This is a genomic window from Micromonospora sp. NPDC049523, assembly GCF_040676775.1.
Classification (GTDB): Bacteria; Actinomycetota; Actinomycetes; order Mycobacteriales; family Micromonosporaceae; genus Micromonospora_G.
In genome coordinates this window covers 97,417-112,267 of sequence record NZ_JBFAPP010000005.1, presented here as the reverse complement: position 1 = coordinate 112,267, position 14,851 = coordinate 97,417, and the positions used below count along the sequence as shown (strand labels likewise).

The window sequence follows — 14,851 nt, the reverse complement described above, 5'->3', positions numbered from 1 at the left end:
GAGCGGCCGTGTGGAACGAATCGAGGCGGCGCGTGGAGAACTGGTCGAGGTCGGTGGCGGCAGGATTCCGGTCGGGCGAGGCGACGGCATGACCCGCCCCGCCACGCCGGGTTCCGCTCACCCGGCCGACGGTCCGGCCGGCCCCAGAGGTCACGGTACGCGACCGATCAGCTACGCCGAGCCCGATCTTGACGAGGACGAAACCGTCAACGACGCGCTCGTCGCCACCCCCGGAAACGGCGGGGTGGCGGCCTTCCAGGCACCCCAGCCGACACGGGGACGGCCGACCGCACCGGCCACGCCCAGCGCCGGCCCACCGCCGGCCGACGGACCCGACATCGACTCCCCGTTCCTCGACCTGTTCGGCGGCGCGCTGCCGGTCCCGCCGCCACCCCGCCCGGTCAACCCACCGGCGACCGCCCAGCCGCCGGCCACCCCGCACACCGGAGCGCCGCAGCCGCCGCTCGCCCCGCACCAGGGACCGCCGCCCCGCCCGGTGGGCAGCCGGCCAACACCCGGCCGGCCCGTGCCCGACCACCCCGAACCGCCCCGGACCATCCCGGAAGTCACCGTCGTGGCCGACACCGGCTGGGCGGCACACCCCGCCGAACTGCCGGCCTGGGAACCCGACGAGCTGCCCGAACCGGCACCGCGGACGCGTACGACGGATCCGGCCGTACCGGCGATCGACCCCGCCCGTCGGCGGATCGCCGCCGCCCCGCCCACCCAGCGCGCCGCCACCTCGGCCGGCGCGCCCCCGCGGCGGCGCATCCCCGAGCAGGCGGCCAACCCGGCGGCGGCGCCCGAAACGCCGTACCCGCAGTCGCCCGGCGACCCGTACGCCGAACGGGGCCCCGAGGCGCGGACCGCAACCCGCCCCGCGGACACCGGCACCCGCGCCCCCGGGCCGGATCCCCGCTCCACCGAGACCGGCTTCCAGCAGGACCGCCCGGACCCGCGCCAGGCCCCGGACCCGCGCCAGGCCGAGCAGGAGTCCCGCGAGGGCTACCGGGACCCGTATGACGACGACCCGCGACAGCAACAGGGCGACACCGGGTCACGGCAGGGCAAGGAGCGGACCGGCCGGTCCCGCCGCCGCGAATCGGAACCGAAGCCCACCCAGGTACGTCCACCCAAGGTGAAGTTCACCGACCGCGACCCCGCGATCGAACTCGCCATCACCGAGATCGCCGGCCACCTCACCTTCACCCCGAACACCGTGACCGCCTGGTACTGGCTGCCCGAGGTGCGCTGGGCGTTCCGCCCCGACGCCGAACGGGAAGCGCTGCTCGCCGCCATCTCCGAGCAGTACGCCGGCCTCGCCGGGTTCCGGCTGCACCTGCGCCGGACCACCCGCCCGTTCCCGGCCGACGAGTGGGCCCGCACCATCGACGCGCACACCCCGAACCCGCTGGCCGCCGTACCCGGCGCGGCGAGCTGGTCCGACCACCTCGTCGCCGCCCAACGGCACCTGCTCTCGGTGAACCACGCCGAGGGTCAGACGTACCTCGGGGTCACCTTCGCCCGCCGCTCGCTGGGCAACTCGCTCACCGAACGGGTCCTGCGTACCTTCGGACGCGGGGTGGCCGACGGGGAACGCCGCAAGCTCGGCCGCACCGTCGAACAGTTCGACGAGGTGCTCGGCGCGTTCGGCATGCGCGGCCGGCGGGTCACCGCGACCGAACTGGAATGGCTGCTCTACCGCTCGGTGGCACTCTGCATGGCCCCGCCCGGCACCCTCTCCCCGGTCACCAACGGGCAGTGGGAACGCGGCGACCTGCTGGCCCTGACCGAACAGGTCGAGCGCTACCGCAGCCCGTACGGGTCCACGGTCAAGCTGGTAAACCGGATGACCGGCGAGGAACGGCACGTGGCGGTGCTCGCCGTCGGCCGGATGGAGCCGCTGGAGATCCCCGAACGGCACGAGCCGTGGCTGCACTTCCACGAACGGCTGCCCTGGCCGATGGAGCTGTCCACCCGGATCGACATCCTTGGATCCGGTGACTCGTTCCGCAACCTCGAACACCGACTGCGGATGATCCGGTCACAGCAGCTCGACTACGCCGAGCACGGCATCGACGCGCCGCCGGAGCTGGAGCGGCTCGCCAAGCGCGCCCTGGTCATCGGCGACGAGATGACCACCGGTCTGCCGGTCGACTCCGCCCGCGCGCACGGCTGGCACCGGATCGCCGTCGGCGGACGCACCCGCGAGGAATGCCTCGAACGGGCCCGCCGGCTCATCCAGCTCTACTCGCGCGAACTGCGTATCTCGCTGCAACACCCGAAGAACCAGGACTGGCTGGCCCGCGAGTTCATCCCGGGCGAGCCGATCGCCAACACCGGCTACATCCGGCGGATGCCGGTCAACCTGCTGGCCGCCGCGCTGCCCCAGGCCGCGTCCACGGTCGGCGACCGCCGTGGCGACCTGATCGGGCGTACGGCCGGAACCTGCCGCCGGCCGGTCTTCCTCGACCTGCACTTCCCGACCGAGGTACGCGAACGCTCCGGGCTGGGCGTGTTCGTCGCCGAGCCCGGTGGTGGCAAGTCGACCCTGCTCGGTGCCCTCGGTTACCTGGCCGCCCGGCGGGGTGTCCAGGTGACCCTGCTCGACCCGTCCGGCCCGCTGGCCCGGCTGTGCGCGATGCCGGAGCTGCGGCCGTACTCCAGGGTGCTGAACCTGACCGGGTCGGAACAGGGCACGCTGGCGCCGTACGCGCTGATCCCGACCCCGCTGCGGTCGGAGTTCGCGACCGGGGCGGCCGGCGACCGCGAGTTCGAGATCGCCATCTCCAACTCCCGTGCCGAGCGCCGGATGCTGGTGCAGGACATCTGCATGATGCTGGTGCCGCCGCAGGTGGCCCGCGAGGCGTCCACCGCCACCCTGCTGCGGCACGCCGTACGCCAGGTGCCGGCCGAGGAGACCTCCACCCTGGACGACGTGGTCGCCTGCCTGGCCACGCTCGACAACGACGAGGGCAAGGAGCTGGCGAACCTCCTGCTCGACACCGCGGAGATGCCGCTGGCGTTGCTCTTCTTCGGCCGCCCACCGGCCGGACTGCTCGGCGCCGACGCCGCGCTCACCGTGATCACCATGGCCGGGCTGCGACTGCCCGACCTGAAGATCGAGCGCGAGTACTGGTCGGCCGAAGAGGCGCTCGCGCTTCCCATGCTGCACACCGCGCACCGGCTCGCGGTCCGCCGCTGCTACGGCGGGTCGATGAGTTCGCGGAAGATGGTCGGGCTGGACGAGGCCCACTTCATGGAGGGCTGGCGCTCCGGCCGTTCGTTCCTCGTCCGGCTCGCCCGGGACTCGCGGAAGTGGAACATCGCCGCGCTGGTGGCGTCGCAGAACCCGCGCGACATCCTGGGGCTGGACGTACAGAACCTGGTGTCGACGGTTTTCGTGGGTCGGATCGCCGAGGACACCGAGATCGCCTCGGAGGCGTTGCGCCTGCTCCGGGTGCCGGTCAACGACGGCTACGAAGCTACCCTCGCCTCGCTGTCCAACGTGGACACGTCCTCGGCCGCCCGGCTCGGCTTCCGCGAGTTCGTGATGCGGGACGTCGACGGGCGGGTGCAGAAGATCCGGGTCGACGTGTCGTACGTCGAGGGCCTGCTCGACCACCTGGACACCACTCCGGCGAGCGCGGCCTCGACTCCGGCCAACCTGCCGATCCCCCTCGCGGACCTGGAGGCTTGACATGGCGCGGGCCGGCGTACGCAGCATCGCGTTCCTCCTCGCCCTCGCCGTACTCGCGGTGGCGACCGTGTCCTGGCCCCTGTTCGGCGCGGCCACGGCTGCCGCCTCGGTCACGCCGACGGCCGGGCTGCCGACCCGTGCGCCCACCGACCTCTGCACCACCGAGGAGTGGCAGGCGGACTTCCGGACCTGCGTGGACAAGCTCCAGGACGTCACCGGCGCGACCAAGGACTGTCTGGACCCGCCGACCCCGGGCACCCCGGACTCGGGCCTGGCCGGCTGGTTCGCCGCCCGCCCGGACTCGGTGACCACCCCCGGCGTACGCGGGCTCTACAGCGACTACGGCTACGCCGGCTACAGCTACGAGACCTACGACCAGGAGGGCGGCTGTGCCGCCGGTGTGGTCAACCCGGCAAGCCTGGCGCTGACCAAGGTGGCCAGCGGCGAACTGATGGCGGCGACCTCGATCATCGGTGCGTCGAACGCGCTGCGCGAGCGGGCCTGGGACCCGAGGACCATGTGGGACTGGGCCAACCCGCTGGTCGAACAGGCAACCAAGGCGGTTTACGAGAAGGTCTTCAGCGTCTTCGGCATCATCACGCTCTGTATCGTCGGGCTCTATCTGCTGTGGCGGTCCCGGCAGTCCGAGATGAGCCACGCGATGACCACCGCCGCCTGGGCGCTGCTGGTGATGGTCGCGGTGACCGCCCTGGCTGCCTGGCCGGTGCAGTCCGCGAACGTGGCCGACAACGCCCTGATCAGCACTTTGAGCGTGGTGCACGGCGCGGTCGGCCCGTCGACCAAGGACGTGCCGCCGGATCAGTGCGTGCTGCCCGACCCGACCTGGTGCGCCGACAACCGCCCGCCCGCCGTACGGGCGAGCGACATCTCCACCGAGACCATGCTCTACCGGAACTGGCTGCGCGGCCTGCTCGGTTCGGCGGACAGCGAAACCGCCAAGAAGTACGGCGAGGCGCTCTACGACGCCAAGTCGCTCACCTGGGAGGAGACCCAGGGGTTGCGGGCGAACCCGACCACCCGGGACGCCATCTTCGAGGCGAAGAAAGACCAGTGGAACAAGGTCGCCCAGCAGATCAAGGTCGAGGACCCCGAGGCGTACGAGTACCTGCAGGGCACCCGGGACATGGAGCGGATCGGTGCCGCCTTCATCGCCCTCCTCGCCGCCCTGCTCTTCGCCATGTTCGACCTGACCGCCTCCTTGCTCGTACTGCTCGGTTTCCTGATCTTCCGCTGGGCGGTGATCGCCGCCCCGGTGCTCGGCACGGTCGGGCTGATGCGACCGGCGAGCGCCGGTCTGCGTCGCCTCGCCAACGCGGTGGTCGCGGCCGTGTTCAACATCGCCATCTTCGGCACCGGCGCGGCCATCTACCTCTTCGCCGTCGACCTGGTGATGAGCACGTCCACCCTGCCGGGCTGGCTCCAAGTTGTCCTCGTCTTCCTGACCGGCGTGGTCGGGTGGCTGCTGCTGCGGCCGTACCGCCGGATCACCCAGCTCGGCGGCAAGACCAGCACCCGGACGGTCGAGGCCGAGCAGTCCTGGCACCGCAGGTTCCTGCGTGACCTGCGTGAGTCGTCGCGCTCGGACCAGTCCGACTCGCGTGGTGACCGGGCGGTCGGCAAACGCCGGGAGGTGGTTGCCGAGCAGACCAACCTGCGCCCCGAAGCCCGGTTGGAAGACCCCTCCCACTCGGCGGACACCCGCTCCAACGAGCGTCCGGACGGTCGGGAGGAAACCGGCGGGTCCGGGCCGAGCGAGGACGCGCCGTCGAAGCAGTCGACCGCGGCACCGCGTCCCCGGCGCAGCCGGGCGGGCGAGTGGACCGACCCGGACGTACCGGCGGAGAAGCCGACCTACGTGCTCTACCGTCCCGATTCCGCGAAGCGGCCGGAGACCACTCCCACCCCGGCCCCGACCGCTCCGCGAATTCGAACCGAGGCGAGGTGAGCCGTGCGGCGCGCGTTTGAAACCCTGGTCACCGGCATCCTGCGGTCCCGGCTCGGGATCGCGTTGGCCCTCGCGGTGGTGATCCTGGGCGTGGTCGGGGCGGCCCGACTCGTCTCCGGCGTGACCGGCGACGACGGCGGGCTGGCCGGCGCACCGGTAGCGCCGATCTCCACGGTCGATCCGACCACCGGGAACGACGGCATCCTCGCCACCGAACCGCCACCGACACCGCGGACCAGCCCGGGAGCGCCCGCCCCGGAGGAGATCGCCCGCAAGTTCGCCACCGCCTGGCTCAAGCATGACGGGGTGCCGGCCAAGCAGTGGTACGACGCACTACGGCCGCTGTCGACGAGCGGGTTGGCGGACCGGCTCAGCGGGGTGGACCCGGCCGGCGTACCGGCCAGTCGGCTCACCGGCGAACTGGCGGTCATCACACGCAGTGAAGAGTTCGTCGAGGTGACCGTGCCGGTCGACGCCGGCACGCTCCGCCTCGAACTGGTCGCGCCGCAGGGGCGGTGGCTGGTGGACGCGGTGGACTGGGAGCGCGGATGACCACGGTCCGGGGTGGACGATGAGCGTCGACGACGGTGACCAGGATTCGGACGGTTCCGCTCGGCGCAGGCGCCTGCCGGCGCTGGCTGTCGCGCTGACCGCCGCACTGGCCCTGCTCTGCTGCACCGGTGGGACCGGGGCGCTGCTGCTGTCGGAGTTCATCGGCAGTTCCGACGACCAGTTGGTGACCACCCTCGGCTGCGGCCAGGACAAGCCGATCGAGATCAAGGACGGTCTGCCGATCGTCGAGCCGTACGACGCGGGGCAGATGCGCAACGCCGCGGTCATCATCAACGTCGGGGCGCAGATGCGGGTGCCGCCCCGGGGCTGGGTGATCGCGGTGGCGACCGCGATGCAGGAGTCGCGGCTGAGCAACCTGCCCCACCTCGGCTCGAACAACGACCACGACTCGATCGGCCTGTTCCAGCAGCGGCCCAGCATGGGCTGGGGTACGCCCGCCCAGCTACTCGACCCGGAGTACACCTCGCGCAAGTTCTACGAGAAGCTGGTCGGCGTCAGCAACTGGCAGAAGAAGCGGCTGACCGACGCCGCCCAGCGGGTGCAGCGCAGCGCCTTCCCCGACGCGTACGCCAAGCACGAGGCGATCGCGACCCAGATCGTGAACGCCCTGACCAAGGGCGGGGCCAAGGCTGCCGGCGGCGGACTGCCGGTGAACGGCGCCGACCTGCAGTGCGCGTCCGGGGCGGACATCGCCGCCTCCGGCTGGACATTGCCGATTCCCGGCTCGGTCGGCTCCGGTTTCCGTACCGCCGAGCGGCCGGCGCACAACGGGGTGGACATCGGTGCGTCGAAGGGCACCGAGATCCACGCCGCGGCCAGTGGTCGGGTGCTGGTGTCCAGGTGCGACCCGGACCGGCGCGGGGTGCACAGCTGTGACGTCGACGGTTACCCGGGCAAGGGCGGCTGTGGCTGGTTCGTCGACATCCTGCACGCCAACCAGGTGATCACGCGTTACTGTCACATGGTCAGGAAGCCCCTGGTGCAGGTGAACGACATGGTGGAGGCCGGGCAGGTGATCGGGATCGTCGGGTCGAGCGGCAACTCGTCCGGTCCGCACCTGCACTTCGAGGTGCACCTGAAGGCGGACCGGAGCAGCCGGGGCGCCATCAACCCGGTGCCGTTCATGCGCGATCGGGGTGCGTCGTTGCAGGGCAAGGGATGAGGCTGGCCCGCGTTGGCACGTCGTACGGAACCCGACCGTGACCGGTGATCCGCTGCCGGACCCGTTCGCCGACCAGCCGGACTGGGCGCCCCGCCCGCCCCGACCGGTGGCGCTGACCCCCTCCGGGGAACAGTTCGACCTGCGCGGCCGACGCGTCCTGGTCGGGCTTCCCGGACTCGGTTGGCGTGCCGACCTGCGCTCCGACGAGCGGGTGGTGCAGGGCAGCCGGACGTACGTGCCGGTGATCGCCGAGCAGGAGTGGTACCGGGCGGAATCCGAGCAGATCGAGGTCTTCGCGCCGCTGGTGCCGGCCGACCGGGTCTGGGTGGAGACCCTGGGCGAACCGGCCGCGCCGGATCTCGGCGTACGCATGGCGGCGTCGGACGTACTTTCCCGTTTGGTGTCGCTGGATCGGCCGGCGCATCGGCCGCCGCTGCCGGTGGTGGACGCGGACTCGGTTGCCGGTCGGCGGGTGGTGCACGTGGTGGACACCGTCGAGCGGCGGGACCTCCGTGCGGTCACCGAGGTCTACACCAGCAACGAGGGCGACATCTGCGTACGGGTCACGCCGGAGTTGGACTGGTACCGCTGGGCCTGGAGCGGTCAGCCGCCTACCACTTTGGAGATCCCGGTACACCTGCTCTGGATCGAGTGACGTCCGACCCGACGGTCACTTGACCTGCGTCGCCTCGCACACCCGCCACTTGTCGTCACGCTCGGTGACGAACCGCCAGGACTGCCGGCCGCTCTGGGTCAGGTTGTCGACCCTGGTCGAGATGACCAGGTCGACCAGGACCTCGGCGCTGTCACCCTGCTCGGTCACATCCAGCTTGCCCCACTTCACCCGGATGGTGGTCTGGAACCGCTGCTCACGCTCGACCAGGTCGGCCCGCAGTGCCGCCAGTTCGGCCATCTTGGACGTGTCGTCACAGGCCAGCTCCTTGGCCCGTACGTCGTTGCGGTCGCCCATGTACGCCTGCAGGTAGTTGCTGACCGTGATGTCCGGTGCACTCTGGTCGGGTGAGGTGTAGCGGTCGTAGACGACGTACCCGATGGTTATGCCGGCCGCGCCGAGCACCGCGAGCGTACCGGCGATCACGGCCAGCACCAGGCGCAGCCGGCGCCGTTTCGGCGCGGGTGGAGTCGCGACCGGATCGGGAGCGTCCTGACCCGGCCGGGTGCGTTGCGCCGGGACCCGCGACACCTGGGAACCGGCGGGGGGTTGCACTGACTCCACACCCCGAGGCTATCGGTTGCCGACTCTCCACCCAATGGGCGAGAAGCACAGCTTGATAACTCAATGGCAGCAAAACATGACGATATGCAGTTGATGCGACAAGCTCCCCATCGGAGCGCCGCTGCGCGTCCACGATGATCGGCTCCGGCTGGGATAACGTCTGCACCCAGAAGAGGTACCCGCCCCGGGTGACCCGCCACGAGTGAGAGGTGGAGGGGGTGACCCAACTGAAGACGCGGACCAGCCAGGCCGCCGCGCTGCACCGGCAGGCAGCGGCTGCCGCCGTGGCCGCCGCCGCGACGCTGGACGCCACCCAACCGGCCGCCGCCGACCAGCGCGAACAGCACGAGCTCGCCGAGCGGCTGCGGGCCGCCGCAGCCGCCCTGGTGCCCGGCTGGCTGGGCGCACCGCTGGGCGCGCAGGCGGCGGACACCCCGCTCGGCGGGCCCCGGCTACCCGAGTTCGTCCGGATCGGCACCGCGCAGCCACTCGACGACGCCCGGTTCCCCGCGGTGGTCCCGCTGCTCGGCACCGGTCACCTGACCATCGACGCCGACACCCGCGATCCCCGGGTCGCCGGCCTGGTCCGCGCGGTGCTGCTCCGGTTGCTCGCCGCCGCCCCCGCCGGCTCGCTGCTCGTACGCGGGGTCGACGCGGCCACCGCCGGGCAGGTGTTCGCCCCGTTCGCGCCCCTGGCCGACGCCGGACTGATGCCGCCGCCGGCAATCGACCGGACCGGCCTGCGCGCCGTCCTCGCCGAGGCCGAGCAGTGGGTACGCCCGGCCCGCCCGAACGCCGCCCGGTACCACCGCCACGAGCGCACCCTGCTGCTGGTGATCGCCTCGCTGCCCGAGCTGACCGAGGCAGCCGACCTGGTACGCATCGGCGCCCTGGCCCAGCACGGTCCCGGTGCCGGGCTGCACCTGATCATCGCCGGCTGGCCCCCGCCACCGCTGACCGCGGAGACCACCCAACCGCCCCTGCCGGACAGCACGATGATCGCCTTGCGGAACCCGTACGCCCTGGTGGGTGACCCGCCCGGCGCCTCGTTCGGCAATCCCGCCCCGCACCTACCGTCCACCGGACTCAACTCGCCGGTCTTCCTCGACGAGGACCCGCCGGCCCAGCTCTTCCAGCGGGTCTGCCAGGAGTTGACCGCACAGGTCAGCGCGAACTCGCGCCCCAGGTTGGCCGAGCTGCTGCCGGACGGGGCGGAGGCGCTGTGGGAATCCGACCCCGCCGACGGTTTGGTGACCACGGTCGGCCGCGACGGCGAGATCCCGGTGACCGTACGGGTCAACGACCTCACCCCGCACTGGCTGCTCAGTGGGCGGCCCGGCGCCGGGAAGTCGGCGTTCCTGGTCAACGTGCTCTTCGGACTGTGCGCCCGGTACTCCCCCGACGACCTGGCGCTCTACCTGGTCGACTTCGCCGACGGCTCGTCGTTCGGGGAGGTCCTGCCGGCCGGTTCCGACCCGTCGTGGCTACCGCACGCCCGCGCCGTCGGGATGGAGGCCGACCGGGCGTACGGGCTGGCCGTGCTCGGTGAACTCGACGCGGAGGTGAACCGGCGGGCGGCGCTGGCCGAGGCGGCCGGAGTCAGCCGCTTCGCCGACCTGCGCGCCCGGCACCCGATGCCCCGGATCCTCTGCCTGCTGGACGGCTTCCGCCTCCTGCTCGACGCCGACAGCGGCGGCAGCGGCAGCGGCAGCGACGACGAGCACACCGACGGCGGCAGCACCAAGCCCATCGTCCGGGAGCCGGATCCGCTCGCCGTCGAGGCGTCCAGGCTGCTGGCGTCACTGGCCCGGCGCAGCCGCCCGTACGGCGTACACCTGGTCCTGGTCAACCGGGCGGTCTCCGAACCCGGGTACGGCCAGCGTGACTCCGTCTACGGCCAGTTCCCGGTCCGGATCGCGCTCCCCGGTGGCGGCGAGGTGCTGGAGCCGACCAACGACGCGGCGGCCGGGCTGCCGATGGGCAGCGCGGTGGTCAACACCGCCGGTGGGCTGGGCGGGCCGCGCGGCGCGACCCGTGGCCACGAGCGGGTGGTCCAGTTCCCCGATCCGCAGGCCGACCCGCTCGCGCTCGGTACGCTGCGCCAACGGCTCTGGCAGGCCCGCCCGGATCACGCCGTACCGCCGACGGTCTTCGCTGGTTACGCCGAGCAGTACCTGGACGACGATCCGGCCTACCGAGCCGCGTACGAGGGTCTGGGGGACCATCCGGCGGCACTGGTCGGGCGGGTGGTCGGCCCGGCGCTCGACACCGCCACGATCCCGTTCGACAAGGCGCCCGGCCGGAACCTGGTGATCCTCGGACCGGACCCGGTCGGCGCCGACGTGCTCGACGCGGCGGCGCGCAGTCTGGCCGCGCACCACCCGTCGGGTACCGCGCGGTTCGTGATCACGTCGCTGGTGCCGGCGGGAACCGCACCGGCCGACCGGCTCGCCGCCCACCTGGCCGAACGGCACGAGGTGATGACGGTCGACGCCGCCGGCCTGGCGCACGCGTTCGAGCGGGAGGAGCCCGGCTACCTGGTGGTCTTCGGCCTGGACGGGCTCGACCCGGAGGTCCTGCCCACCGATCGGCTCACCGAGCTGCTGGATTCCGCACCGGCTCGGGGCGTACACCTGCTGGCCTGGGCCCAGCGGCCCGGCCGCCTCACCGCGCTGCTCGGCGCCGCGCCACCCGCCGCCGACGCGACCGCTGCCACCCCTACGGCCGGCGTGACCGCTGCCGCACCCGGTGCCGCCGACGCACCCGGTATCGCCGACGCACCCGGTGCCGCCGACGCACCCGGTGTCGAGTCGGCCGTCACCGCCACGGTCAGCGATCTGGTCCTGCTGGACCTGCCTGCGGCGGAGGTCGCCGCGTTGACCGGTCAGCCCGTCCGCCCACCCCGACCCGGTCGGGCGCTGTGGCACGACCGGCTCGCCGGCCGGACCTCGGTCATCGTGCCGTTCGTCCGCCCGGAGGTGGTCCGGTGAACGCCTGGGAGGAGTACCTGTCCGCCGCCCAGCGGCTCGACGCGGTCCGCCGGGGTGCGGCGACCGCGGCCGGCGAGCAGGCTGAGGCGGTACAGGACGCCCGCGAGGAGTTGACGGCGATACGGGCCCGGCTGGTGCCGCAGCAGGCCCGGTTGCGGGCGATGGGCGTACCCGAACCCGAACTGGTGCCGGCGGCGGCCGAGGTGGCCGCGGCCGGCCAGGCGATGGCGGCCGGCCCGGCCGCGGTGCTGGCCGGCCTGCGCCAGGCCCGGGGTACGGCGGACGTCGCCGACGTGATGGTCACCGCGACCCGGCTACCGCCGTCGACGGGCGGCCGGAGTCACCGCCGCCGGACCTGGGTGCACGGGCTGGTGGTGTACGGGCCGTTCGCGCTGGCGGTGGTGGTCCTGCTGAGCTGCCTGGGAGTGGGGGCGTACGCCCTGTTCGGCTCCGGCTAGGAGTGCATGATCAGGGCCATCGCCTCGGCGCGCGACTTCGAGTCCCGCTGGAGCGAGCCCCGTACGGCCGAGGTGATGGTCTTCGCGCCGGCCTTCTGGATGCCCCGCATCGCCATGCACATGTGTTCGCACTCGAGCACCACGACCACACCGCGCGGTTGCAGCTTGTCGGTGAGCAGGTCGGCGATCTGGGTCGTCAACCGTTCCTGCACCTGCGGGCGCCGGGCGTAGACCTCGACCAGCCGGGCGAGCTTGGACAGCCCGGTGATCCGGCCGCTCGCGCCGGGGATGTAGCCGATGTGGGCCAGCCCTCGGAACGGCAGCAGGTGGTGTTCGCAGAGGCTCATCACGTCGATGTCGCGGACCAGCACGAGTTCGCTGTGGTTGGCCTCGAAGGTGGTACGGAGCACCTGGGCCGGGTCGACCCGCAGCCCGGCGAAGAGTTCGGCGTACGCCCGCGCGACCCGGGCGGGGGTCTTCACCAGCCCGTCCCGGTCGGGATCCTCGCCGACGGCGATCAGGATCTCGCGTACGGCCTTCTCGATCCGGGCCAGGTCGACCGCCTGCTCCACCGGTGTTCCGGTCAGCTTGCCGTCGACCAGCCGGGCGGCGAGGTAATCGAGGGTGTCGTCGCCATCGGGCTCGGTGGACGAGGCATCCTGCACCTCGTCCACCGGGCCGGCGATGTCACTGCTCAGTGCGGGCCGTCCGAGTTCGGCGGGGGCGTCGTGCCACCGCCACCCACGGTCGCCTCGGCGCCGTCAGCCTCGGCCTGCGCCTTGAGCTTGTCCTTCTCGGCCGGGGTCAGCACCGGCGGCTCGGTGGACGGCTGCCGCTTGCCGAACCCGTTGTACGGGGCCAGCGGCGGGCGCTTGACCACCCGGGCGCAGATCCGGGCCATGTCGGCGGTGGAGAGGGTTTCCTTCTCCATCAGCTCGAGCACGAGGTTGTCCAGGACGTCCCGGTACTCGACCAGGATCTCCCAGGCCTCGTCGTGCGCCAGCTCGACCAGGGCCCGCATCTCGCCGTCGATCTCCGCGGCGACCGAGTCGGAGTAGTCCCGCTCGTGGCCCATGTTGCGGCCGAGGAACGGTTCATCACCGGTGGTGCCGTACTTGATCGCACCGAGCTTGGAACTCATGCCGTACTGCGTGATCATCGCGCGGGCCAGTGCGGTGGCCTTCTCGATGTCGTTGCCGGCACCCGTGGTCGGCTCGTGGAACACCAGTTCCTCGGCCGCCCGACCGCCCAGCGCGTACGCCAGCGTGTCGACCATCTCGGCCCGGGTCTGGGTGTACTTGTCCTCGGTCGGCAGCACCAGGGTGTGGCCGAGCGAGCGTCCCCGGGACAGGATCGTCACCTTGTGCACCGGCGCCGAGTGCGGCAGCGCCCAGGCGACCAGCGCGTGCCCACCCTCGTGGTACGCGGTGATCTTCTTCTCCTGGTCGCTCATCACCCGGGTACGCCGCTGCGGTCCGGCGATGACCCGGTCGATCGACTCTTCGAGCTGGTCGTTGGTGATCGCGCGCAGGTTGCCACGGGCGGTCAGCAGCGCCGACTCGTTGATGACGTTGGCCAGGTCGGCACCGGTGAAGCCGGGGGTACGCCGGGCGACCGCGTCGAGGTCGACGTCGGGCGAGAACGGCTTGCCCTTGGCGTGCACCCGCAGGATGGCCTTGCGGCCCTCCATGTCCGGGGTGTCCACCGCGATCTGCCGGTCGAACCGGCCCGGCCGCAGCAGCGCCGGGTCGAGGATGTCCGGCCGGTTGGTCGCGGCGATCAGGATCACGCCGCCCTTGGTGTCGAAGCCGTCCATCTCGACCAGGAGCTGGTTGAGGGTCTGCTCACGTTCGTCGTGGCCACCACCCATGCCCGCGCCCCGGTGCCGGCCGACGGCGTCGATCTCGTCCACGAAGACGATCGCCGGTGCGTTCGACTTGGCCTGTTCGAACAGGTCACGCACGCGGCTCGCGCCGACGCCGACGAACATCTCGACGAAGTCGGAACCGGAGATCGAGTAGAACGGCACTCCCGCCTCACCGGCAACCGCCCGGGCGAGCAGCGTCTTACCGGTACCGGGCGGGCCGAAGAGGAGTACGCCCTTGGGGATCTTGGCGCCGAGCGCCTGGTATTTCGCCGGGTTCTGCAGGAAATCCTTGATCTCGTGCAGTTCCTCGACAGCTTCTTCGGAGCCGGCGACATCGGCGAAGGTGGTCTTCGGCGTGTCCTTGGTGATCACCTTCGCCTTGGACTTGCCGAAGTTGAGCACCCGGGAACCGCCGCCCTGCATCTGCGACATGAACAGCAGCAGCAGGATGACCAGTACGGCAATGGGGAGCAGGTTGACCAGCAGCGTGAGGAAGACGTTGTCGCTGGAAACCTTGACGTCGGCCGGACCGGTGATCCGGTTCGCCGCCTTGGCCGCGAGCACGTCGTTCCACACCTCGTCGCCGACCTCGGCCGGGAACTGGGCCTGGATGCGGTCGGTTTCGGTGTCGCCGAACTTGGCCTTGTTGGCCAGGTCGAGCTGGAGCGTCTGCTCCTTGTCCTGGAACACCGCCTTCTTGATACTGGCCGTGTGGAGCTGATCAAGGGCGACTGACGTGTCGACCTTGTGGTAGCTCGGGCCGCCGGTGAAGAACGAGCTGAGCGCGATCGCACCGATGATCACCAGGATGATCCAGACCACCGGGCGGCGGAAGAAACGCGTACGTTCCATACTGTTGTCGAGCGCCGCGGCGCCCGGACCCTCCTGATCGACGTCC

The 14,851-nt window shown here is 71.8% G+C and carries 9 protein-coding genes and 1 pseudogene; 7 read left to right on the top strand and 3 right to left on the bottom strand.

The genetic code is table 11. The features are described from left to right. Positions 1-88 precede the first annotated feature (88 nt). Genes AB0J90_RS09230 through AB0J90_RS09210 form a run of 5 tightly spaced genes read left to right on the top strand, consistent with a single transcriptional unit; the run spans position 89 to position 8,056 of the window. Positions 89-3,700 carry an ATP-binding protein gene (locus AB0J90_RS09230; RefSeq protein ID WP_363594354.1) on the top strand — a complete coding sequence of 1,204 codons (3,612 nt, stop codon included), beginning with the start codon at positions 89-91 and terminating at the stop codon, positions 3,698-3,700. 1 nt (position 3,701) lies between these two features. Beyond that, positions 3,702-5,666 carry an MFS transporter gene (locus AB0J90_RS09225; RefSeq protein WP_363593845.1) on the top strand — a complete coding sequence of 655 codons (1,965 nt, stop codon included), beginning with the start codon at positions 3,702-3,704 and terminating at the stop codon, positions 5,664-5,666. 3 nt (positions 5,667-5,669) lie between these two features. Beyond that, the gene (locus tag AB0J90_RS09220) at positions 5,670-6,218 is read left to right on the top strand and encodes a hypothetical protein (protein WP_363593843.1); all 549 of its coding nucleotides are present in this window, start codon (positions 5,670-5,672) and stop codon (positions 6,216-6,218) included. A 19-nt stretch (positions 6,219-6,237) separates the two neighbouring features. Continuing rightward, a complete protein-coding gene (locus AB0J90_RS09215; protein WP_363593841.1) occupies positions 6,238-7,401 on the top strand; it encodes a peptidoglycan DD-metalloendopeptidase family protein in 1,164 nt (387 codons plus the stop codon). A gap of 37 nt (positions 7,402-7,438) precedes the next feature. Further along, the gene (locus AB0J90_RS09210) at positions 7,439-8,056 is read left to right on the top strand and encodes a hypothetical protein (protein WP_363593839.1); all 618 of its coding nucleotides are present in this window, start codon (positions 7,439-7,441) and stop codon (positions 8,054-8,056) included. A 15-nt stretch (positions 8,057-8,071) separates the two neighbouring features. Here AB0J90_RS09210 and AB0J90_RS09205 read toward each other — a convergent pair whose 3' ends face one another. Next, on the bottom strand, positions 8,072-8,638 hold the full coding sequence (locus AB0J90_RS09205) for a hypothetical protein (RefSeq protein WP_363593837.1): 567 nt from the start codon (positions 8,636-8,638) through the stop codon (positions 8,072-8,074). Between the two features lie 218 nt (positions 8,639-8,856). On the opposite strand from AB0J90_RS09205, the gene AB0J90_RS09200 reads away from it, so the two are divergent. Continuing rightward, a complete protein-coding gene (locus tag AB0J90_RS09200; protein ID WP_363593835.1) occupies positions 8,857-11,628 on the top strand; it encodes an FtsK/SpoIIIE domain-containing protein in 2,772 nt (923 codons plus the stop codon). Next, a pseudogene (locus tag AB0J90_RS09195) lies at positions 11,625-11,942 on the top strand (hypothetical protein); the annotation flags it as partial. The gene AB0J90_RS09200 and the pseudogene AB0J90_RS09195, both read left to right, overlap by 4 nt. Positions 11,943-12,082: 140 nt before the next feature. Here AB0J90_RS09195 and folE read toward each other — a convergent pair. Together folE and ftsH are read right to left on the bottom strand one after the other, a co-directional pair. Continuing rightward, positions 12,083-12,751 (bottom strand): GTP cyclohydrolase I FolE, encoded by a 669-nt coding sequence (gene folE, locus AB0J90_RS09190; protein ID WP_363594351.1) that lies wholly within the window; start codon positions 12,749-12,751, stop codon positions 12,083-12,085. Positions 12,752-12,780: 29 nt separating this feature from the next. Continuing rightward, the gene (gene ftsH / locus AB0J90_RS09185) at positions 12,781-14,805 is read right to left on the bottom strand and encodes an ATP-dependent zinc metalloprotease FtsH (protein WP_363593832.1); all 2,025 of its coding nucleotides are present in this window, start codon (positions 14,803-14,805) and stop codon (positions 12,781-12,783) included. Positions 14,806-14,851: the final 46 nt, after the last annotated feature.

Coding starts and splice junctions, on each gene's coding strand:
- AB0J90_RS09230 (WP_363594354.1), top strand. CDS start 89: ATGACCCGCCCCGCCACGCCGGGTTCCGCTCACCCGGCCGACGGTCCG.
- AB0J90_RS09225 (WP_363593845.1), top strand. CDS start 3,702: ATGGCGCGGGCCGGCGTACGCAGCATCGCGTTCCTCCTCGCCCTCGCC.
- AB0J90_RS09215 (WP_363593841.1), top strand. CDS start 6,238: ATGAGCGTCGACGACGGTGACCAGGATTCGGACGGTTCCGCTCGGCGC.
- ftsH (WP_363593832.1), bottom strand. CDS start 14,805: ATGGAACGTACGCGTTTCTTCCGCCGCCCGGTGGTCTGGATCATCCTG.